This window comes from Pseudomonas sp. 478, from assembly GCF_003254125.1.
Lineage (GTDB): Bacteria > Pseudomonadota > Gammaproteobacteria > Pseudomonadales > Pseudomonadaceae > Aquipseudomonas.
Window position 1 is genome coordinate 608,835 of the sequence record NZ_QKZG01000002.1, and the last position, 22,703, is coordinate 631,537.

General features: G+C 59.5%; 17 protein-coding genes. 7 read left to right on the forward strand and 10 right to left on the reverse strand.

The genetic code is table 11. The features are described from left to right. Positions 1-90: 90 nt before the first annotated feature. Positions 91-1,515, forward strand: coding sequence for a type VI secretion system Vgr family protein (locus DFS28_RS06690; RefSeq protein ID WP_111449068.1), 1,425 nt, complete (start codon positions 91-93; stop codon positions 1,513-1,515). A 3-nt stretch (positions 1,516-1,518) separates the two neighbouring features. On the opposite strand, the gene DFS28_RS06695 is transcribed toward DFS28_RS06690, so the two are convergent. Then, complete coding sequence (locus DFS28_RS06695; RefSeq protein ID WP_111449069.1) at positions 1,519-2,910, reverse strand: FAD-dependent oxidoreductase; 1,392 nt, start codon at positions 2,908-2,910, stop codon at positions 1,519-1,521. A 69-nt stretch (positions 2,911-2,979) separates the two neighbouring features. Further along, positions 2,980-4,305 carry an MFS transporter gene (locus DFS28_RS06700; protein WP_111449070.1) on the reverse strand — a complete coding sequence of 442 codons (1,326 nt, stop codon included), beginning with the start codon at positions 4,303-4,305 and terminating at the stop codon, positions 2,980-2,982. 268 nt (positions 4,306-4,573) lie between these two features. Here DFS28_RS06700 and DFS28_RS06705 point away from each other — a divergent pair, with 268 nt between their 5' ends. Further along, on the forward strand, positions 4,574-5,446 hold the full coding sequence (locus DFS28_RS06705) for a LysR family transcriptional regulator (RefSeq protein WP_111449071.1): 873 nt from the start codon (positions 4,574-4,576) through the stop codon (positions 5,444-5,446). A 111-nt stretch (positions 5,447-5,557) separates the two neighbouring features. On the opposite strand, the gene DFS28_RS06710 is transcribed toward DFS28_RS06705, so the two are convergent. Next, positions 5,558-6,421: a LysR substrate-binding domain-containing protein gene (locus tag DFS28_RS06710; RefSeq protein WP_111449072.1), complete on the reverse strand. Its 864-nt coding sequence runs from the start codon at positions 6,419-6,421 to the stop codon at positions 5,558-5,560. A 109-nt stretch (positions 6,422-6,530) separates the two neighbouring features. On the opposite strand from DFS28_RS06710, the gene DFS28_RS06715 reads away from it, so the two are divergent. The 3 genes from DFS28_RS06715 (at position 6,531) to DFS28_RS06725 (ending at position 9,346) form a co-directional block, all read left to right on the forward strand. Then, complete coding sequence (locus DFS28_RS06715; RefSeq protein ID WP_111449073.1) at positions 6,531-7,640, forward strand: 2-aminoethylphosphonate--pyruvate transaminase; 1,110 nt, start codon at positions 6,531-6,533, stop codon at positions 7,638-7,640. A gap of 143 nt (positions 7,641-7,783) precedes the next feature. Then, positions 7,784-8,611: a phosphonoacetaldehyde hydrolase gene (gene phnX, locus DFS28_RS06720; RefSeq protein ID WP_111449074.1), complete on the forward strand. Its 828-nt coding sequence runs from the start codon at positions 7,784-7,786 to the stop codon at positions 8,609-8,611. 186 nt (positions 8,612-8,797) lie between these two features. Continuing rightward, positions 8,798-9,346, forward strand: a complete 549-nt coding sequence (locus tag DFS28_RS06725) for a cytochrome b (protein ID WP_111449075.1) — start codon at positions 8,798-8,800, stop codon at positions 9,344-9,346. Between the two features lie 10 nt (positions 9,347-9,356). On the opposite strand, the gene DFS28_RS06730 is transcribed toward DFS28_RS06725, so the two are convergent. Then, complete coding sequence (locus DFS28_RS06730) at positions 9,357-10,274, reverse strand: 1-aminocyclopropane-1-carboxylate deaminase/D-cysteine desulfhydrase (RefSeq protein WP_111449076.1); 918 nt, start codon at positions 10,272-10,274, stop codon at positions 9,357-9,359. A gap of 171 nt (positions 10,275-10,445) precedes the next feature. Continuing rightward, entirely contained in the window at positions 10,446-12,485 is a 2,040-nt protein-coding gene (locus DFS28_RS06735) for an FAD-dependent oxidoreductase (protein ID WP_111449077.1), read from the reverse strand. A gap of 209 nt (positions 12,486-12,694) precedes the next feature. On the opposite strand from DFS28_RS06735, the gene DFS28_RS06740 reads away from it, so the two are divergent. Further along, positions 12,695-13,825 (forward strand): carbon-nitrogen hydrolase family protein, encoded by a 1,131-nt coding sequence (locus tag DFS28_RS06740; protein WP_111449078.1) that lies wholly within the window; start codon positions 12,695-12,697, stop codon positions 13,823-13,825. Between the two features lie 3 nt (positions 13,826-13,828). Next, positions 13,829-14,869: an AraC family transcriptional regulator gene (locus DFS28_RS06745; protein ID WP_111449079.1), complete on the forward strand. Its 1,041-nt coding sequence runs from the start codon at positions 13,829-13,831 to the stop codon at positions 14,867-14,869. A gap of 352 nt (positions 14,870-15,221) precedes the next feature. On the opposite strand, the gene DFS28_RS06750 is transcribed toward DFS28_RS06745, so the two are convergent. From DFS28_RS06750 to clpX, 5 genes are all read right to left on the reverse strand, one after another. Continuing rightward, complete coding sequence (locus tag DFS28_RS06750) at positions 15,222-16,040, reverse strand: DUF2242 domain-containing protein (protein WP_111449080.1); 819 nt, start codon at positions 16,038-16,040, stop codon at positions 15,222-15,224. Positions 16,041-16,269: 229 nt separating this feature from the next. Next, the gene (locus DFS28_RS06755; RefSeq protein ID WP_111449081.1) at positions 16,270-18,141 is read right to left on the reverse strand and encodes a SurA N-terminal domain-containing protein; all 1,872 of its coding nucleotides are present in this window, start codon (positions 18,139-18,141) and stop codon (positions 16,270-16,272) included. A 233-nt stretch (positions 18,142-18,374) separates the two neighbouring features. Further along, positions 18,375-18,647, reverse strand: a complete 273-nt coding sequence (locus tag DFS28_RS06760; protein ID WP_002552737.1) for an HU family DNA-binding protein — start codon at positions 18,645-18,647, stop codon at positions 18,375-18,377. A 147-nt stretch (positions 18,648-18,794) separates the two neighbouring features. Continuing rightward, complete coding sequence (gene lon / locus DFS28_RS06765) at positions 18,795-21,191, reverse strand: endopeptidase La (protein ID WP_008148424.1); 2,397 nt, start codon at positions 21,189-21,191, stop codon at positions 18,795-18,797. Between the two features lie 161 nt (positions 21,192-21,352). Beyond that, positions 21,353-22,636 (reverse strand): ATP-dependent Clp protease ATP-binding subunit ClpX, encoded by a 1,284-nt coding sequence (clpX, locus tag DFS28_RS06770; protein ID WP_007946893.1) that lies wholly within the window; start codon positions 22,634-22,636, stop codon positions 21,353-21,355. Positions 22,637-22,703 lie beyond the last annotated feature (67 nt).

A 22,703-nucleotide genomic window follows, 5' to 3' on the forward strand; every position in this document is an offset into this window, starting at 1 on the left:
GGGCGTTTCTGAAACTTCGATTTGCGGTGACCATAAAGGGCTGTGGTTTCGTACCCTCTGCGCCCGAATTCCATGGCAGAAGCGCGCTCGATGCACAACGACAAGGAAAGTCCCTTCACCCTGACACTTCTCGACGGCGATTTGAGTTTGCAGGTGTTGCAGTTCAGTGGCCGAGAAGCCCTCAACCAGCCCTATCGATTCGACATCGAAGTGATCGGCCTCGCACCGGCCATGAACCTCGACCGATTGCTGCAGCAGCCGGTGTTCCTCAGCCTGATGGAGGGCCAGGGTATTCATGGCGTACTTCACAGAGCCAGTCGCGAGCATCGCGGCCCACACCGGATCGGCTACAAACTGGTGCTGGTGCCCTACCTTCAATGGCTCGACCGGCAGCGTTCACGCCGCGTCTTTCATCACCTCAGCGTACCGATGATCCTGCGCCAACTGCTGGAGGAACATGATGTGCCCGCAGGGAGCTATCGCTTTGAATTGTCGAACGAACACTATCCCGTCCGGCCTTTTTGCATTCAGTACGAGGAGAGCGATCTGGCATTGCTGCAAAGGCTGTGCGAAGAAGAAGGCATTCACTATCACTTCGAACATCAGCGCGACGGGCATGTGCTGGTCCTGGCCGATGACAGCCTGAGTTTCCCCCAGGACCCCGTCCTTACGCCTTTCCAGGGCAACGCGCCCGACGACACTGACGTGCCGGTGATCAGTGAGTTGTTCCAGCGCCATGACTCGCCGCCCTTTCCCTCACGACTGGAAGCCAGGAACCGTGGCTCGCAAAAACCCGACGAGGGAGCGGCCAACCACGCTTTCAGCAAACCATTGCCAGTGATAGTCCGGCCCGCGGCCGAGCACATCCATCGCGATCAGTTGAGCCGACGACAACTGGAACGTCTGCGTTGCCAGCACCTGCAGATCCACGGTCAAAGCAACCAGAGCGCACTGCGCAGCGCACGGATAGTGCAAGTGTCAGAACATCCACTGGCGAATTTCAACGATCAGTGGCTGCTCACCGAAATCCGCCATCAGGGCCAACAACCTTCGATTCTTGCCACCGACAACCCCGTCACTGTCCGCCATTACCGCAATCAGTTCGCCGCCATTCCCTGGTCAACCGTATTCAGGCCGGCGCTCAAACAGACCAGGCCGAGCATCCCGGGCTATCAGCCCGCCCGGGTGCTGGGCCCTGCCGGGCAGCCGGCGGCGCTGGATGATCGAGGTCGAATACAGGTCGGGCTGTGGCCAACAGCGCAAGCGGATCCGCTTGAATCTGCCGGACTCTGGCTACCGGTGGCCCTTGCAGCGCCGGACGCTCGGATTAACCCGTGCAACCTGCCAACGGGCGGCAGCGACGTCCTGATCAGTTTTCTCGACAGTGATCCGGACCGGCCGGTGCTGTGCGTCGGCATGGGCCATCACCCACGCACCCGGCCTGTTCCCGAGCCACGCCGCGATAGCCACTTGCTGCTCGATTGGCTGGTCAATCGCTCGGACCTCACGCCCTGACACTCAGCCCTTGTCAGCCTTGCCGGCCGCCGCCGCGAACTTCGCCAGACGCACATCCAGATGCCGTGGCCGGCGCCCGTGATCCTCGGCGCGTTCCTTGCGGCGAATGGCGTTGCGCACCATCAGGGAGCCGAGGTAACGAATCGGTTCTGGCGGAAACAAGCCCAACGGTCCGTTGACCAGAGGCGAACGGGTCCAGGCGTTGTCCAGCCCCTGAACCATCGAGGCGAGAATCTGCCCGCCCATATGACACGGGCCAACCCCGCTGCCGGAGTATCCGAAACCATAAAACACGTTGCCGCTGGCACTCATCTGACCGAAAAACGGCAAACCGGTGACCGAGCGATCAGACGGACCGTTCCAGGTCGCCTCGACCTTGACCTGGGCAAACGCCGGGAAGAACTCGCTCAGGCTGTGCTGCAACAAACCGGCATAGGGCGATGGCTGATCGAACACCGGCAACATTCGCCCGCCGTAAGCAAAGGTGTTGCCGCCCTTGCCGAGCATGATTCGGCCGTCCGGAGTGTTGTGGTAGTAGTGCACGAAAATCCGCGAATCGAGCACGGTGACGCCGCTGGTCAAGCCGATCTCGTTGAGCAGATCAGGTCGCGGTTCGGTGATCAGCATGTCGCTGGAAACAATCGCCACACTGCGCTCGAACTGTGGAAACGCCCGGGCCATCCAGGCGTTCATCGCCAGCACCACGCGATCCGCGCGAACGGTGCCGTTGAGGGTTTGTATCCCCGCAGGCTTGCCCTCCTGCAACCCAGTCATGGCGGTGTGCTCGTGAATCCTCACCCCGAGTTGTAAGGCGACCCGGCGCAAGCCGCGCACCAGTTTGCCCGGTTGCACGCTGGCCGCCGCCGGGGAAAACCAGCCTTCCAGATGTTTGCTGGAACCGGCCATGCGTTGCACATCGGCCACCGGCCGTTGGGTGAAAGAGTTGATGCCATTGCGCTCCAACGCCGCGATCACGGCATCGGTCGAGCCGCATTGGGCACGGTTGGTGGCGGTGTAGAGCGTACCGTCGAGGCGGTAATCGGCGTCCACCGCGTACTGCTCGCAAAAGGCGCCGATGGCATGGATGCTGCGCTCCGACTCCTTGACCAGTCGCACCGCTTCTTCGACGCCGAACAGCCGTTCAAGGGTGAAGTACTTGGCCGACCACGACAGCGCACAACCACCGTTGCGCCCACTGGCGCCGGCGCCGCAGATATCGGCCTCGATCAGCAGCACATCCAGCTCGGGGTTCTGTTCCTTGAGCATGATCGCTGTCCACAGCCCGGTGTAGCCGCCGCCGACGATGCAGACTTCGGCCCGGGTGTCGCCTTCCAGTGCCGGACAGGTGTCGGACACATCGGCCTTCAGGGCCTGGTCCAGCCAAAAGGGTCTCATTGGAAATCTCCAGTCAGATGTCCACCCGCTAGCCTGCCGCAGGCGCAGCAAGCCGCGAGGGAAAGGGGTTCAGCTACGCAGAGGTTTTACAGTCATCCGTTGGTTAGGCACGAAAGCGCTTTCGGCACGCAGGCCAGCCGGGCGGCTGTTCCAGTGCGGGATCAGCACCAGGGCCGAGAACAGCGCGCAGCCGGCGAAGACGATGAACACGGTGACCGAGTCGAAGTAGCCCGGCAGCAATCCGCCGAGAATCGCCCCGACCGAACCACAACCGTTGACGAAACCGGCCGCTGTGGCGCCCGCCTTGGCGGTGCCGAAATCGATCGCGGCCGCGCCGCTGATCATCGAGTCCGGTCCGTACAGGGTCAGGCCCATGACGAACAGCAGCGCCACCACCAGCATCACGCTGCCGGTATGCAGGGCGCCCATGAACAACGCCAGGGTCACCGTCAGCGCCAACAGGCTGAGCACACACGCCGGCATGCGTCGGGCGCCGAACAGTTTGTCCGAAGCCAGCCCCAGCAGGATCGGCCCAAGCAACCCGGCCAGTTCAAACGCGGTCGGAATGATTGCCGCGCCGACCTTGCCCACCGAGGGCATCTGCTCGAAGACGATCACCGGCCCCCAGAGCAGAATCGCGTAGCGCGCCGGTTTCAGCAGAAAGTATGCGAGGCCCAGAACCAGCACGGTGCGGTTGCGCAGAATTTCCTTTAACGGTTCCAGAATGCTGATCTTGCTTTGCGCGTCGGCCTCTTGCGCCGTCAGTTCCGGCTCCGGCTCCACCGCCGGCAAGCCAACGTCTTCGGGTTTGTTGCGCTGAAAAATAAAAAACAGCACGGCGACCAGCCCAACCACCGCCGCACTGGAAAAGAACGCCGCATGCCAGGTGCCGATCAGCGTATACGCCCACCAGCCAGCGAACGGCGAAGCCACCAACCCACCAAAGGCGTAGCAGGAACTCCACAACCCCAGCACCCGCCCGCGCTGTTCGGCGGGAAAGAAGCTACCGAGGTTCTTGCACAGCCCGGACCAGCCGGTGGACTGGGCAAACCCTTGAATCAACATGCAGGTAGCGAAGATTGGCAACGTCGCAAAACTGCCCATCACCAAGGCTGCTGCCGCTGAAATCAACAACCCGCCAAACACTACGACCCTTGGGCCAAAGCGGTCGGCCAGGATGCCCCAGGTGAATTGCCCGATGGCATAAGCCGTGAGGTAGATGGCGTCGAGGTTGGCCATGGCCATTTTGTCGAGCATGAAGGTGGGGTCTTCGGCGATCCCCAGTTTTGCCACGGAAAAAGCTTTGCGGGTGAAGTAGAACGCGGCGTAAGCGAGCCAGGTGATCGCGAAGATCTGCACGCGCCAACGCTTGATGGTGCCGATGTGCTTGTTCATGGTGGTTCTGACCTCAGGGTGTGAGTGTGCCGGCAGAAATTGAGAAATAACGCCTGTTTTTTTATTGTTGAGCACTTCGATATCGCGGCTTCCCTTTGGCGATATCGGTCAGATGAGTCCTGCTGTTGCACGCACAGGCTCATGGCCGCCGACGCTGTTCGACTGACCAGTCACCGGGGCTGAGGTGGATAAAAACAATTACTGATTAATAAGTGAAATCGATTTATCGTATTTCCAATATAAGCTCAGCTTGTTACTGGAGGTTTCGATGTCGGTTTCCCACGCCCAGCTCAAAGCCTTCCACGCCGTGGCCGTCCATGGAAGCTTCACCAAAGCCGCCGAGCGGCTATTCCTCACGCAACCGGCGATTTCCGACCAAGTGCGCAAGCTCGAAGAGCGCTTCGGTGTGCTGTTGTTCCACCGCAACAAACGTTCGGTCCGGCTGACGGATTTGGGCGAGCGGTTGCTGAGCATTACTCAACGATTGTTCGTTATCGAGGCCGAGGCGCAGGAGCTCTTGCATGACTCCAGGGCCTTGCAAACCGGCAGCCTGATTCTCGCGGTGGATGCGCCAGTGCATGTGTTGCCGCAGATTGCTCGCTTTTGTGAGCGCTACCCCGGCATCAGCGTGAAGATCGAAACTGGCAACACCGACGAATCGCTGTTCCGGTTGTTCAACTATCAGGCCGATCTGGCGCTGCTGGGCCGGGAGGTGAGTGACGAGCGTCTGATCTCGTTGCCGCTGCGCAACGACCCGATGGTGGCGTTCGTTTCGCGCCATCATCCGTGGGCCGACCGCGAGTCGATTTGCCTCGCGGATCTGGATGACACGCCGTTGGTGCTGCGGGAAATCGGCTCGGTGACGCGGCAGACGCTGGAAGAAGAAATGGCTCAGGCAGGCTTACGTATCCGCCCGGCGATTCAGGTTGAAGGCCGGGAAGCAGCGCGTGAGGCGGTGGTGGTGGGGATTGGTGTAGGTGTGGTGTCGGCCGCCGAGTTCGGTGCAGATTCCAGGGTTTGCGCGTTGCCGATTACCGACTGCAAGCGGCGATTGACCGAGACACTGGTGTGCTTGCGCGAGCAGAGTTCGCGGCGGGTGGTGGCGACGTTTCTGGAGATGGTACGCGAAAGCCTTGTGTAGGCAGGCCCGGCCCCTTCGCGAGCAAGCCCGCTCCCACATTTGACCGAGTTCTTCCTGGAGAAATGCGATCAAATGTGGGAGCGGGCTTGCTCGCGAAGGCCGCGCCTCGGTTTATCGGGCGGGTGCCAACTCGAAAAACGCCTGTATCAAGCGCAAATCTCGCCGCCGCTCCATGCAGCCAATCATGTGTCGGTTAACCAACCCTTCACCCAGAATCGGCACCGCCGCCACCCGCGGGTCATGACTGACCTCCACCGACGACACCACGCCGACCCCCAACTCTGCGGCGACGGCTTCAGTCACCGCCTCGCGACTGTCCAGCTCCAGCAACACCCGTGGACTGACCGACGCCGCTACGCACGCCTCGTCAAAAGTGCGCCGGGTGATCGAACTCGGCTCACGCAACACCATGATCACCTGATCCAGCGCCTTGAGCGGTACCCCCTTGGACATCTGCGCCCAGGGATGACCGTCGGGCACCAGCGCACAAATCCGTGATTCGCTCAAGTCTTGCAAATGCAGCCCCTTGCGCGGTTCGACCTCGGTCAGCACCGCCACGTCGGCATGCTCCGACAACAACGCCGCCAAGGTTTCCTGAGCATTGCCCAGCCGCAGGTTCACGGTAATGCCGGGATACCGCGCGCGCAAACTGGCGAGCATCGGCATGACCATGTGCGGCCCGTCCGCCGCCACCTCCAGACGCCCGGTCAGCAACTGCCGGTTCGCTTCCAGCATCACCTGCGCTTCTTCGGCCAGACCGAACATCGCCCGGGTGATCGCGGCCAGTTTGGTGCCCTCCTCCGTCAGCTCCACCCGTCGTGCGGTGCGCCGCAACAAGGTGATCTGGTAATGCTCCTCCAGCGCCTTGATGTGCCCGGTGACCGCCGGTTGGCTGATGAACAGTCGCGCGGCGGCCCGGGTGAAACTGCCCTCGCGGGCCACCGCATCGAATGCGCGGAGCTGGAACAGGTTCATGAATAACCCTCACTGATGACTGGCATAACAACAAACAATTTGATTGATAGCACGGCAAATTGCAATTTAAGCCCCGTAGCTTCATCCCATCGATTGCGAGGACACGAGAATGAGTACTGTCGAACCCATCCTGCTCACCCCCGGCCCACTGACCACATCGGCCCGCACCCGTCAGGCGATGATGGTCGACTGGGGTTCATGGGATGACCGTTTCAATCAACTGACCGCCAGCCTGTGCGAACAACTGCTGGCGATCATCAACGGCGGCGACAGCCACCACTGCGTGCCCCTGCAAGGCAGCGGCACGTTCGCGGTCGAAGCGGCGATCGGCACGCTGGTGCCTCGCGACGGCAAAGTCCTGGTGCTGATCAACGGCGCCTACGGCAAACGCCTGGCGAAAATCTGCGAAGTACTCGGCCGCTCCTTCAGCACCTTCGAAACCGCCGAAGACGAGCCGACCACCGCCGCCGACGTCGACCGCCTGCTGCGTGCCGACGCCAGCATCACCCACGTCGCGCTGATTCACTGCGAAACCAGCACCGGCATCCTCAACCCGCTACCGGAAATCGCCCACGTCATTGCGCAACACGGCAAACGCCTGATCATCGACGCCATGAGTTCTTTTGGCGCGTTGCCGATCGATGCGCAACAGGTGCCGTTCGACGCGCTGATCGCCGCTTCGGGCAAATGCCTGGAAGGCGTGCCGGGAATGGGCTTTGTCTTCGCTCGCAAAGAAGCGCTGGCTAATGCCGCTGGCAACTCGCACTCGCTGGCGATGGACCTTTTCGATCAGCACATCTACATGGCCAAGACCGGCCAATGGCGCTTCACCCCGCCGACCCACGTGGTCGCGGCGTTGCACGAAGCCCTGCTGCAATACAACGAAGAAGGTGGTTTGCCCGCACGGCATCAGCGCTATGCCAACAACTGCCAGGTGCTGCTCGATGACATGGCCAAACTGGGGCTGCGCAGCTTCCTGCCCGCCGCGATTCAGGCGCCGATCATCGTCACCTTCCACGCGCCGAAAGATCCGCGTTACCAGTTCAAGGAATTCTACGAACGCGTCAAGGCCAAGGGTTTCATCCTTTACCCCGGCAAATTGACCCAGGTCGAAACCTTCCGCGTCGGCTGCATCGGACACGTCAACCAGGACGAGATGCACGCGGCGGTGGCGGCAATCGCCGAAGTACTGCGCGAGATGGAAGTCCTCGAAATCTGATTCACACCGCAATCCCCTGTGGGAGCGGGCTTGCTCGCGAAGGCGGAGTGTCAGGCAACAATTATGTCGACTGCCTTCGCGAGCAAGCCCGCTCCCACCAAACGCAGCTCTCCTTTAGCCAGTTGCCACAGGATTTGATCACCATGAACTATACAAACCCAACCAAACTGCAAGCCGCCATCCTCGACTGGGCTGGCACCGTGGTCGATTTCGGCTCCTTCGCCCCAACGCAGATTTTTGTCGAAGCTTTCGCTGAATTCGACGTCCAGGTTTCCATTGAAGAAGCCCGCGGCCCGATGGGCATGGGCAAGTGGGACCACATCCGCACCCTGTGCGATCAGCCGCAAGTGGCCGAACGTTATCGCGCCGTGTTCGGCCGCACGCCGACCGACGATGACGTCACCGCCATCTACAAACGCTTCATGCCCCTGCAAATCGAGAAAATCGCCGAGCACTCGGCGCTGATTCCGGGCGCGCTGGACACCATCGCCAACCTGCGCCAGCAAGGAATCAAGATCGGTTCCTGCTCCGGCTACCCGAAACAGGTCATGGACAAGGTGGTCGAACTGGCCGCCACCAACGGCTACATCGCCGATCACGTGGTCGCCACCGACGAAGTGCCCAACGGTCGTCCATGGCCGGCCCAGGCGCTGGCCAACGTGATCGCCCTCGGGATCGATGATGTCGCGGCCTGCGTGAAGATTGACGACACCGTGCCGGGCATTCTTGAAGGTCGTCGCGCCGGCATGTGGACCGTGGCGCTGATTTGTTCCGGTAATGCGCTGGGCCTGGACTACGAAGGTTACCGCGCCCTCGGCAGCGACCAACTGGACAGCGAACGCAAGCGCATCCACGGGATGTTCGAAGGCTCGCGCCCGCACTACATGATCGACACCATCACCGATTTGCCGGAGGTGATCGCCGATATCAACAAGCGTCTGGCCAAGGGCGAGATGCCACAAACCAGCTGATTGCGCCTGCCGCAGCATAAAAAAGCGCCAATTCCTTAACGGAACTGGCGCTTTTTTGTGTCCAACCACTTGATCCAGAGCATTGCACGCCCAAATAGCCACAGGCAAATCCACCAAAGCGGATTACAGTTAAAGCACACCGTCGAACAAGAGCGGTGGCTCGACCTGACCTGTGAGGAACACCGTATGCCCTGGAAGAATTCCGACTCACGCTACAGCACCGTATCGATCGCGATGCATTGGTTGATGCTGGTCCTGCTGGCGCTGGTTTATGCCTGTATCGAATTTCGCGGGATCTTTCCAAAAGGCAGTGGCGGCCGGACGCTGATCACCGAATCGCACTTCATGCTGGGTTTATTGGTGTTCGTCCTGGTTTGGCTGCGGCTATTCGCTCGAAGCCTGGGCCCGGCACCGAAAATCTTCCCGGCCTCGCCTCACTGGCAGACCGTGCTGGCCAAACTGATGCACTGGGCGCTGTATATTTTCATGATCACCATGCCGATTCTGGGCTGGCTGGTCACCAGCGCCAAGGGTCACCAAGTGATGTTCTTCGGCTTCGACTTGCCATTGCTGGTCGCGGAGGACAAGGCGTTGGCCAAGCAGATACAGGGTTGGCATGAACTCGGCGGCACCATTGGTTACTGGCTGATCGGCCTGCACGCCGTAGCGGGGATTTATCACCACTATGTCGTGGGTGATAACACCTTGCTGCGGATGATGCCCAAGCGCGGGTGAGTCCCGCCGCTCACTGGAAGCCCCGGCGGCCCTGCAAACCGCCGGTATGGATGAAGATCAGGCGCGTGCCGCTTTCAAATCTTCCCGCGTCTACTTGCTGCTTGAGCGCCAACAGGGCTTTACCGGTGTACAGCGGTTCGAGGGGAATGCCGCTGGCCTGTTCGGTCTGATCGATGAATTCGAGCAACAGCGGATCAACTTTGGCAAAGCCGCCACGGCTGGCGTCGAACCATTCATAAGCGCGATCCGGTAAACCCGCTTCTTGCACAATTGATTCGACTTGCTGCGCCACCCCATGATCGTCGGGCACCGCCAGCGCGCCATACACCGGGTGTTCACCCGCCTCGGCCAGCACCAGACCAGCCAGGGTGGTGCCCGTTCCGCAGGCCAGCCACCAGCCGTCGTAGTCGCTCCAGCCCAGACCGTTCAGTTGCTCGCTGACCATTGTCCTCAGCGGCATGCAACCCTTTGCTCCCTGCAAGCCGCCACCACCTTCCGGTACAGGATGCAGGTCGGGATACTGCGCCTGCCATGGCAACCAGAAACCCGGCTCGTTCCGCGCGCGATAACCGCCATAACCCAGCCAATGCAACTGCATGCCGAACGCCTGCAAGTCTTTCACCGTCGGCGTTTCTTGCGGATGACCGCGCAGCAGGCCAACGGTGCGAAAACCAAAACGCTTACCCGCCGCCGCCAATGCATACAGATGATTGGAGTGGGCACCGCCCAGACTGATGATGCCTTCGGCACTGATCCGGTCAGCGGCCTTCAGGTGCTCGATGAGTTTGAACCACTTGTTGCCGCTGATCAGCGGGTCGATCTGGTCGAGGCGCAGGATCGCGACTTCGATGCCAGCGTTGGTCAGCCAGCCGAGATGAAGGAATTCGAGGGGGGCCTGGGGTAGCCAATCGGTTGGAGGGGAAAGCATTGGCGCCTGATTGTGCTCGGATAGATCCAACAGTCTAGCCGCTCAATGGACGCCTTCGCGAGCAAGCCCGCTCCCACAGGGGTTTTGTATCGGTCACAAAATTTGTGAACAACACAGAACCTGTGGGAGCGGGCTTGCTCGCGAAGGCCGTTGGCACGCTAAACCTGCGGGTTACAACTCCGCAGCCAACCGCGAACCCTGGTTGATCGCACGCTTGGCATCCAACTCTGCCGCCACATCCGCGCCGCCAATCAAATGCACGTTCTGCCCGGCCGCCACCAGCCCCTCGTGCAATTCACGCAGCGGATCCTGCCCGGCGCAGATCACGATGTTGTCCACCGGCAGCAACTGCGGCTCGCCGGTTTCGCCGATGCGGATGTGCAAACCCTCGTCGTCGATCTTCAGGTACTCGACGCTGTTGAGCATCTGTACCTGCTTGTTTTTCAGACCGGTGCGGTGAATCCAGCCAGTGGTTTTACCCAGACCATCGCCGACCTTGGATTTTTTGCGTTGCAGCAGGAACACTTCACGCGCCGGTGCGTGAGGTTCAGCCTTGATGCCGGCGACACCGCCGCGCGCTTGCAGATGCGTATCGATGCCCCACTCCTTCCAGAACGCCTCGCGATCCTGGCTGGTGGCCACGCCTTGTTGAACCAGGAACTCCGAGACATCGAATCCGATACCGCCGGCACCGATCACCGCGACGCGCTTGCCCACCGGTTTGCGTTCAAGGATCACGTCCAGGTAGCTCAACACCTTGGCGTTCTCGACACCCGGAATCGCCGGGGTTCTTGGCGCGATGCCGGTGGCGAGAATGATTTCGTCGTAACCGCCCTCGACCAGTTTCGCCACGTCGACGCGGGTGTTCAGGCACACCTCAACGTGGGTGGTCTGCAGTTTGCGGTTGAAGTAGCGCAGGGTTTCGAAGAACTCTTCCTTGCCCGGCACACGCTTGGCGATATTGAACTGGCCGCCAATTTCACTGGCCGAATCAAACAGGGTCACCTGATGACCACGCTCAGCCGCCACGGTCGCGGCGGACAAACCCGCAGGGCCGGCACCGACCACCGCGATTTTCTTGATCTGCTGCACCGGTAGGTAATTGAGTTCGGTTTCATGGCAGGCGCGCGGGTTCACCAGGCAACTGGTCAACTTGCCGCCGAAGGTGTGATCGAGGCAAGCCTGGTTGCAACCGATGCAGGTGTTTATTTCATCGCCACGGCCGGCCGCGGCCTTGTTGACGAAGTCCGGGTCGGCGAGGAACGGCCGCGCCATGGAGACCATGTCGGCATCGCCTTCGGCCAGAATCTGCTCGGCCACTTCCGGGGTATTGATCCGGTTGGTGGTGATCAGCGGAATGCTCACCGAGCCACGCAGCTTGGCCGTGACTTTGCTGAACGCGCCGCGCGGCACTTTGGTGGCGATGGTTGGGATCCGCGCTTCGTGCCAGCCGATGCCAGTGTTGATGATGGTCGCGCCGGCCTGCTCGATGGCCTTGGCCAGCGTGACGATTTCTTCCCAGCTGCTACCGCCTTCCACCAGATCGAGCATCGACAGGCGGAAGATTATGATGAAGTTCGGGCCTACCGCTTCGCGCACCCGACGGACGATTTCCACCGGCAGGCGCATGCGGTTTTCATAGCTGCCACCCCAGCGGTCAGTACGGTGGTTGGTGTGGGCGGCGAGGAACTGGTTAATGAAATAACCTTCGGAGCCCATGATCTCGACGCCGTCGTACTCGGCCTGTTGCGCCAGGGTCGAACAGGTGACGAAATCGCTGATCTGCTTCTCGATGCCTTCCTCGTCCAGTTCTTTTGGCTTGAACGGGTTGATCGGGGCCTGAATGGCGCTCGGGGCGACCTGTTTCGGGCTGTAGGCATAACGCCCGGCGTGAAGGATCTGCATGCAGATCTTGCCGCCGGCCTCGTGCACCGCGCGGGTGACGATCCGGTGCTTGAGCGCTTCTTCCTCGGTGGTCAGTTTGGCTGCGCCGGAGTACACCCCGCCCTCGTCGTTCGGGCCAATACCGCCAGTGACCATCAGGCCAACGCCGCCGCGGGCACGTTCGGCGAAGTACGCCGCCATGCGCTCGAAACCGCCGGGCTTTTCCTCAAGACCAGTGTGCATCGACCCCATCAGGGTACGATTGCGCAGCGTGGTAAAACCCAGGTCCAGCGGGGCCAACAGGTGCGGATAATGAGCGGCGGCCATCGGTAACTCCACATCGAGCGATCACGGAAAAAGTGCAGGAGCTCTACGGCCCCCGTCAGTCATGTAGGACAGACTAAGAGTCACACCGCCATCACTCAATGACCGTAACTGACAACTTATTGATCCAAATGTGCAGCGCCCCTTGGCAAGTGCCGGTATGCGCCCTACCCTAGTCGCGAATCCTGCACACGGCCGTTGACTGTTTCCCCATGCGCAAACTTCTGTACCTGACCTTCTCCATGGCATTGATTGCCGCCCTTACGACCTACGCCATGTGGGCCGCGGACCGTCCGGTGGGTCATTACCTGTCGGACCTGCGCATCAACCTCGCGGTCGACCAAGGCACCCCCGCTGATCGCGGCAATTTGCTGGGCATCCAGCCCGAGCTGTTTCCCACCGACTATCAAAGCCCCGAGCGCCTGCACCGCAAGCTGGCGGCTTATTTGCAGAAGGCCCGGGACCAGGGCCTGCTGAATGAAAAAACCATCGTCGTCCTGCCCGAACATGTCGGCACCTGGTTGATGGTCAGCGGCGAGAAAGATGAGCTGTACCAGGCCACCACGCTCAAGGAGGCCATGAACTGGCTGGCGGTCAGCAACCCACTGAAGTTCGTCCGCGCACTGATCAGCGCCAAGGGCGAAAAACGTCTGGACGACGCGCACCTGCGCATGAAGGCCAAAGGCATGGCCAAGGACTACCAGGCGCTGTTTGGTGGTCTGGCGAAAGAATTCCACGTGACGTTGGTGGCGGGCTCCATCGTGCTACCCGAGCCCAGCATCATCGACGGCACCCTGAAAATCGGCCGCGGCGCGTTGTACAACAGCAGCGTGGTGTTCGGTCGCGATGGCCTGCCAATCGGCCAACCCCAGCGCCAGATGCATCCGATTTTCGATGAACATGAAGTCATTGCCGCCAACGGCGAGCATACGCTCAACGTCGTCGATACCCCGGCCGGACGCCTGGGCGTGCTGATCGGCAGCGACAGCTGGTACCCGGACAATTACCGCAAGCTCGACGACCAGGGTGCGCAGTTCGTCGCGGTCCCGGCGTTTGTGGTCGGGCGCGGCACCTGGGACAAACCGTGGCGCGGTTACAAGGGGCTGTCGACGCCCGGCTCGGTCAGTCTCAAGGCCGGGGAGCTCAGCGAGGGCCAGGCCTGGCATCGTCTGACACTCACTGCTCAACCGCCCAGCAGCCAGGCAATCGCTGGCATGAGCGTATTTCTGCGTGGTCAGTTCTGGGATAAGGGCAGCGCCGGTCAAAGTTTTCTCAGCAGCAACGGGCAGCAGTTCGCCGACGGCAATGCCCGTGGCGCGCGCTTGCTGAACCTCTGGTTGTAACCGATGAAACCGTTGCCGATGCGCCTCGGCGATTTGTCGGTGGGCTTTGTTCATAGCCTGGCCGACGCCGTGCGCAGCCACGGTGTAGACCCTCAGCCGCTGCTCGAACAATACGGCCTCGACGCGGCTCGCCTCAGCGAAGCGGGCGCCCGGCTCTCGATCCCGCGCTACATGCGCCTGGGCCACAGCGCCATTCAACTGACCGACAACCCGGCACTTGGCTTACGCATGGGTCAGCTCAGTCGCCTGAGCCAGGTCGGCCTGGCCGGGGTCACGGCCGCTCAAGCGCCAACGGTGCGAGAAGCCGCGCGCTGCCTGATTCGCTTCGAAGCCTTGTATGGCTCCAACTATCGCGGTCAATCGAGTTTTCACGAAGACGCCCAAGGCGCCTGGCTGCGGTTTTATTCCATCAGCCCTTACAACGCCTACAACCGCTTCGTGGTGGATTCGATCATTGCTGGCTGGTTACAGCAGTTGTCCAGCATCAGCCCTGCCCCGTTGCGGGCCGAACGTATCGAGATCGAGTTCGAAGAGCCGGATTACCGAACGGCTTATGAAGTGCTGGGTGACAGTCCGATCCAGTTTGGCTGCGAGCACAATCAATTGCGCTTGAGCCTTGCCAGCCTCGCCCAGCGCAACCCGGAACACTGCCCGAGCACCTGGCGACACTTGCTGCAACTGTGTGAGCGGGAACTGGAGCAACTGACACGCACCCGCAGCCTGCGTGAACGCATCACTCAGCTACTGGGGCCATTGCTCAATGGAGGCCGGGAACCCGACCTGGAAGAAGTGGCGGCACGCCTGAAGCTGCCGACCTGGACCTTGCGCCGCAAACTCGCCGAGGAAGGCACGCAATTTCGCGCAATCCTCAATGACACGCGTCGCGACCTGGCCATGACCTACATCCGCGATACCGAACTGGCGTTCGGAGAAATCGCCTACCTGCTGGGTTTTGCCTCAGCCGAAGCCTTTCAACGGGCCTTCAAACGCTGGAGCGGCCAGACTCCCGGCGAGTTTCGCCGCAGTCATCGCCAATCCGCTTGACGCTTACAGCTCGGTAGCGTCTTCGGCCGGTTCCAGCGGGTCCAGTTCAAACGCCTGATACTCGAGCAGCTCTTCTTGATATTCGTCCATTTTGAATCCCCCACAGCTCGTTGAAAAAAACGCCTGAATAAATGACCAGCGCCCCGAGCATAAAGTGCCCACGTGAAAGAAAAATGACGCAGGCACGCCGCTCAGCAGCTACTTAATAAAACGTAGCAGGCGGTCAGGAATTTATCACAGGATTTTTTCGATACGGGCCGTAGGACAACGGCCTGGGTTGACGCGGGTCAATTTAAAAGCGCCGCTGCGGGATCGGTGTCGTCCGACCTGATCCCGCAGCGTCAGAGCACGATTACTCGCCTGATACAGGAATGGCCGAAATAGGCTCGGTGGGTGGAGGCAGGCTTGATTGGGGCGGCGGAGTGACCGTTTCCGTGGTCGATGCCGGCTCGGCGTTCCCGGCCGGAGCAATCGGAGCGGCTTCAGGCGGCGGTGCTATAGGCTCAGAGGCTGCTGGAGCAGCTTCGGCAGGCGCCGGTGCAGGTTGTGCCGCAGACGGCGCCAACGGAGCAGGTGCGGCCTTGGCTTCAGGCACGCCGAGATCGGGTTTTGGCTTATCCTTGATGTGCGCGGCCTTTTTCGCTTCCGGTGGCAGGAACAACTCGACCAGGGTGAAGAAACGCTCGTAGAACTTGGGCGACGATACGGTTTCGCTGGCAACCTTGACCATCGAGTCGTCGGACGAACCGATCGGCATCGACACAGAACCCAGCACGCCCACCCCAACGCTGGCGGAGTTGTTGGTCTTCTTCAGCGCATAACGATCCTGCAGGGCGTTGGCGAACATGGTCGCGTGATGCCCCTCACTGCCGTCATCGGCACAGACCACACTGAAGCTGATCTCCATGTGGGTCTCGCCGGTCTGCTGGAAGCTTTTGTGTCCGCTGACCAGTTTCGGGTCGGCGCTGGTGATGATGTAGCCCTGGCTGAGCAACGCCCGACGGGCGGCTTCGCACGTCTGCGCATCAGTCACCGGGTAGCTGCGCGAAAACGTTCCGGAGTCATCGAAGTTCTCATGCTCGTAGATAGGGGCTTTCTTCGACGAGCAACCGGCCGCGGCGGCCAGCACCAACGCCAGCCCTGCAACACGCATGGGAATTGATTTAAACATTGAACATCCTGAGGAAAACGGTCTGGGGCGTATTGTGCAACAGATCGATGCTTAGCGGAGTATCGATTAGTGTCTTAAAACAGTTACAAGTCTACTGACTGTCATTTACAGGAAAAAGTCGCACGGTAAATACTCAGGCGACGGGTAACCCGCGCGGCTTTCGTTTCACCCATAAAAAACCCCAGCCTTTCGGCCGGGGTCTTTGTGCAGCGCGAAGCTCAGTCAGGCATCAGAAGCGTTTGATCTCAGCCTGGCTTTCCAGCAGTTTGCGGTAGGCCGCAAAGTCTTGCTGGCCAATGCGCGAAGCGAGGAAGCGACGGTATTGAGCCTTCTCTTCTTCGGTCGGCGCAGCCGCTTCGTTCACGCCGTTCAGACGCACAATCACCAGGCTACCATCGGCCAGGGTCACGTTACTGAAGGTCGGCTTGTCCTTGGCGGCGGGCTTCGGCATGCGGAACAGCGCCTGCAGCACGGTTGGGTCAACCCCTTCCTGGCCACGAGTAGCTGCCTGGGTCACTTTCCAGCTCTGACCGTCGATCGGTTTGTCCAGCGCAGTCTTGCCATCGCGCAGGCTGGCAATCAGCTCTTCAGCCTTGGTCTTGGCGGCAGCACTGGCGTGCTCCTTGGTCAATTGCGCGCGAATACTTGCAGCGACGCTTTCCAGCGGCAGTTGCGCAGGCTTCAGGTGCTCCTTGGCGCGCAGCACGATCACGGTTTCCGGATCGAGCTCGATGGCGGTGCTGTTGGCACCCTCATCCAGCACTTCAGGGCTGAACGCAGCAGTGACCACGGCACGGTTGGCCGCAACACCCTCGCCACCTTCGCGGCCGAACGGTTTGGACGTATGAACAGTGAGCTTCAGGTCCTGCGCCGGCTGAACCAGATCGGAGGCTTCGAACGACGAGTCTTCCAGTTGCTTGGTCGCCTCGACGAAACGCTGCTCGACCTGCTGGGTTTTCAGTTCACGGGTCAGCTTGTCTTTCAGGCTGGCGAACGTCGGCACTTCAGGCGCTTCGACACCCAACAGCTTGATCAGGTGGAAACCGAAGTCAGTGCGGACCGGTGCCGAGACCTGATCCTTGGCCAACGCATACAGCGCTGTTTCGAAGGCTGGATCGTAGACGCCAGGACCGGCATAGCCGAGGTCACCGCCGTTGCTCGCCGAACCAGGATCCTGGGAGAACTCCTTGGCCAGGGCTTCGAACTTCTCGCCTTTTGCCAGACGTGCCTGGATCTCTTCGATCTTGGCCTTGGCTTGCGCCTCGGTCACCTTGTCGTTCACTTCGATCAGAATGTGCGCGGCCCGGCGTTGTTCCGACAGGTTCGCGGTTTCTTTCTGATACGCCGCTTGCAGGTCTTCGTCCTTGACGCTGACCTGATCAAAGAAGGAAGCCTTCTTCAACTCCAGGTAATCGATGACCACCTGATCCGGCGTCATGAATTCCTTGGCGTGTTCGTCGTAGTAGGCTTTGACTTCATCGTCGGTCAGCTTCACAGCCGCCGGGTCAACCTTGACGTTCAGGGAGGCGAAATCGCGGGTCTGTTTTTCCAGACGGGCGAATGCCAGAACCTGTGCGTCGGTGACAAAACCACTACCTGCCAGACCCGCGCGCAGCTGACCGATCAGCATTTCCTGAGCCAGCATCTGGCGGAATTGCATGCGGCTGTAGCCGAGTTGGCGAATAACCTGGTCGAAACGCTCAGGGCTGAACTTGCCATCAACCTGGAATTCAGGCGTTTGCAGGATCACCTGGTCTAAAGCAGCTTCGGAGAAAGCGAATTTCGAGTTTTCTGCGCCTTGCAGCAGCAGCTTGCGATCGATCAGGCCTTTGAGGGCCGATTCGCGCAGCATTTTTTCGTCGAGCAAGGAAGCATCGAAATCCTTGCCCAGCTGTTGCATGAGCTGACGGCGTTGCATATCGACCGCCTGGCTCAGCTCGTTCTGGCTGATTTCTTCGCCATTGACCTTAGCCGCATCATTTTGGTGCGTCGTGGCCTTGAAGATGGCGTCGAAACCGGTCAAAGCCATCAGTGCAACGATGACCCCGATAATGGTCTTGGCAATCCAGCCTTGTGAATTGTCCCTGATATTCTGCAGCATGCGTCCCCCAGAAACGGTTGAACTTCAAAATTAGGCAACCGTGGAGCGTGGGTAGAATCCGGATAGAAGAAAGGCGCATCCGAGGATGCGCCTTCTCGTAACTGGCGGAGCGGACCGATGACTCGAACTTGCGAGCCTCGGCGTCTCGGATCGACGACTTGCCGACTGGACTACCGCTCCGCTGCCAGGTCAGGCATGACCCCGACCCGGATAGGCAAAAACCTGAATCGAACTTAGTTGACAGCTTCTTTCAGTGCTTTACCGGCTTTGAAACCTGGTTTTTTGGCTGCTGCGATTTCCAGCGTCTTACCGGTCTGTGGGTTACGACCAATGCGAGCTGGACGATCAGTGACGGAGAAGGTACCGAAACCAACCAGAACAACAGAGTCGCCAGCCTTGAGAGCGCCAGTGACGGATTCGATTACAGCGTCCAGCGCACGGCCAGCAGCAGCTTTCGGGATATCAGCGGATGCAGCGATAGCATCAATCAGTTCCGACTTGTTCACTCTAAGTCCCCTTATATCTATTTGAGTATGATTCTAAGTTTTTTGGTGAAAGCAAAAACGAGTGCTGAATGGCCTACAGACACTTAAGAGCCGCTTTATAACAAGGGCTCTAAAAAGCTGTCAACAAGCCACCCAGGCAAATGCGTACTAATGCGTGCTAATTCTTTCCTTAGAGTCAGACTCGCGTTTTTCATCCTTGGCGACTATCTCTGGAGCTACATCTGGCAAGGGCTCCGGCGCGTATTGCAGCGCAATTTGCAGGACCTCGTCAATCCATTTAACCGGTTTAATCTGCAGATCTTGCTTGATATTGTCAGGAATTTCCTTCAGATCGCGTACGTTCTCTTCAGGAATGATCACCGTCTTGATTCCGCCACGGTGAGCAGCGAGCAGTTTTTCTTTCAAACCGCCAATCGCCAGCACCTGACCACGCAGCGTAATTTCGCCAGTCATGGCGACGTCCGCGCGCACAGGGATCCCGGTCAATGCCGACACCAGAGCCGTGCACATGCCCACACCGGCGCTAGGGCCGTCCTTCGGGGTCGCCCCTTCCGGCATGTGGATGTGCGTGTCGCGCTTCTCGTGGAAGTCCAGGGGAATCCCCAGGCTCTTCGCACGACTGCGAACAACGGTCAGGGCCGCAGTGATCGATTCGACCATGACGTCACCCAGGGAACCGGTCTTGATCAACTGGCCTTTACCCGGTACGACGGCGGCTTCGATGGTCAGCAATTCACCGCCCACTTGAGTCCACGCCAGCCCGGTAACCTGACCGATCTGATCCTGCGATTCAGCCAGTCCGTAGCGGAATTTGCGTACACCCAGGAAGTGTTCCAGCATCTCGGCAGTGACCTTCACCGAGAAGCGTTTTTCCATCGCGTGCTCTTTGACCGCCTTGCGGCAAACCTTGGCAATCTGGCGCTCCAGCCCACGTACACCGGCTTCGCGGGTGTAGTAGCGGATGATGTCGCGGATCGCTTCGGCGTCGAATTCCAGCTCGCCTTTTTTCAAACCGTTGGCAGTAATCTGCTTTGGCGAAAGGTATTTGACGGCGATGTTGATCTTTTCGTCTTCGGTGTAACCCGGCAGACGAATCACTTCCATCCGGTCCAGCAAGGCGGGTGGAATGTTCATGGAGTTCGAGGTGCAAAGGAACATCACATCGGACAGGTCGTAGTCGACTTCCAGATAGTGATCGTTGAAGTTGTGGTTCTGCTCAGGGTCGAGCACTTCCAGCAACGCCGACGCCGGATCGCCACGCATGTCGCTGCCCATTTTGTCGATTTCATCGAGCAGGAACAGCGGGTTGCGGACGCCCACTTTTGTCATCTTTTGAATCAATCTTCCTGGCATCGAACCGATATAAGTACGGCGATGACCACGAATTTCCGCTTCATCACGCACGCCACCGAGGGCCATGCGCACGAATTTGCGGTTGGTGGCGTGAGCAATCGACTCCGCCAGAGAGGTTTTACCCACCCCAGGAGGACCGACCAGGCACAACACCGGACCACGAATTTTCTTCACACGTTTTTGCACGGCGAGGTATTCGAGGATCCGCTCTTTGACTTCTTCCAGACCATAGTGGTCTGCATCGAGAATATCTTCTGCGCGCGCCAGATCCAGGCGCACTTTGCTCTGCGCCTTCCACGGCACCTGAACCAGCCAGTCAATATACGAGCGCACCACGGTCGCTTCGGCAGACATTGGCGACATTTGCTTTAACTTGTTCAGTTCACCCTGGGCTTTGGCCAAGGCGTCTTTCGGCAGACCGGCGGCATCGATGCGCTTTTTCAGCTCTTCAATTTCGTTGTGGCCTTCGTCGCTATCGCCGAGCTCTTTCTGAATGGCCTTCATCTGCTCATTCAGGTAGTACTCGCGCTGGCTGCGCTCCATTTGTTTTTTGACGCGACCGCGAATGCGTTTTTCGACTTGCAGCAGGTCGATCTCGGCATCCAGCAACGCCAGAACGTGCTCGACCCGGGCCGACAAATCGATGATTTCGAGGATTTCCTGCTTCTGCTCGATCTTCAGGGCCATGTGTGCGGCCATGGTGTCGACCAGGCGACCTGGTTCGTCGATGCTGTTGAGCGACGACAGGACTTCAGCCGGGACTTTCTTGCCCAACTGCACATATTGTTCGAACTGAGCCAGCAGGCTGCGTACGAACACTTCCGACTCGCGCTCTGGCGCGTCGACTTCGTCGATCAATGAGACTTCGGCACGGCAGTGGCCGTCCACTTCGCTGAAACGCTCAACGGCGCCCCGCTGCTCACCTTCAACCAAAACCTTGACCGTGCCGTCAGGCAGCTTGAGCAGCTGTAGAACGGTCGCAATGGTACCTACGCGATAAAGTGCTTCTTCACCGGGATCGTCGTCAGCAGGGTTTCTCTGAGCCAGCAGAAGGATCTGCTTGTCGCCCGTCATCGCTGCCTCGAGGGCTTCGATGGATTTCTCGCGCCCCACGAACAGCGGGATAACCATGTGCGGATAAACCACAACATCACGCAATGGCAGGAGAGGCAATTCGATGGTTGTCTTCATGATTTCGCCTCTACGGCGGCCATAAGGCCGTAAACAGATGGAAGTGAGCTTGAAACCAAGATGGGGGCTACCTTCAAAAAAAACAAGCTTAAAGAAGGTGTTAAAACGCGCAAAAAGCAAAGGGGCCCGAAGGCCCCTTCTTTATTCCAGCAGCGTGACGCTTAGGCGTCTGGCGCTGCCTTGGCAGCCGGCTCACTGTTTTCGTAGATATACAGTGGCTTGGACTTGCCTTCTATAACGCTTTCGTCGATCACTACTTTACTCACCTCGGACTGCGAGGGAATTTCATACATAGTGTCGAGCAGTACACCCTCGAGAATCGAACGCAATCCACGGGCACCGGTTTTGCGTTCCAGGGCACGTTTAGCGACCGATTTCAGAGCGTCGGCCCGGAATTCCAGGTCCACACCTTCCATCTCGAACAGCTTGGCATACTGTTTGGTCAGGGCATTTTTCGGCTCGGTGAGAATCTGCATCAACGCAGCCTCATCAAGCTCGTCCAGCGTGGCAAGTACCGGCAGACGACCGACGAACTCCGGGATCAGACCGAACTTGACCAGATCGTCAGGCTCGACTTCACGCAGGGACTCACCGACTTTCTTGCCTTCTTCCTTGCTGCGCACTTCCGCGTTGAAACCGATGCCGCCCTTGGTGGAACGGTTTTGAATAACCTTTTCCAGACCGGAGAACGCACCACCGCAGATGAACAGGATGTTACGGGTGTCGACCTGAAGGAATTCCTGCTGCGGATGCTTGCGACCACCTTGAGGCGGAACGGAAGCGACCGTGCCTTCGATCAACTTGAGCAGGGCCTGCTGCACGCCTTCACCGGAAACATCCCGGGTGATCGACGGGTTGTCAGATTTGCGCGAGATCTTGTCGATCTCATCGATGTAGACAATGCCCATCTGGGCCTTTTCTACGTCGTAATCGCACTTCTGCAGCAGCTTCTGAATGATGTTTTCGACATCCTCACCCACGTAACCTGCCTCGGTGAGGGTGGTTGCGTCGGCGATGGTGAACGGAACGTTCAGCAAGCGGGCCAGTGTTTCGGCAAGCAGGGTTTTACCCGAGCCTGTCGGGCCGATCAGCAAGATGTTGCTCTTGCCGAGTTCGACATCGTCATTCTTTTTGTCACGCTGGTTCAGGCGCTTGTAGTGGTTGTACACCGCTACGGCCAGTACCTTTTTCGCACGCTCCTGACCAATCACGTACTGATCAAGGATGCCGCTGATTTCTTTAGGCGAAGGCAATTTATGCGCGCTGCTTTCGGCCTGGGCTTCCTGCACCTCCTCACGGATGATGTCATTGCACAGGTCGACGCACTCGTCGCAGATAAAGACCGAGGGGCCGGCAATCAATTTGCGCACTTCATGCTGGCTTTTGCCACAGAAGGAGCAATAGAGCAGCTTGCCGTTGTCCTCGCCGTTGCGGGTGTCAGTCATTCGTTCGATCCAAATCCGATAGGCTTGCAACACAAGATGAAGGCTATTGCGGGCTTTTTCAAGCCCG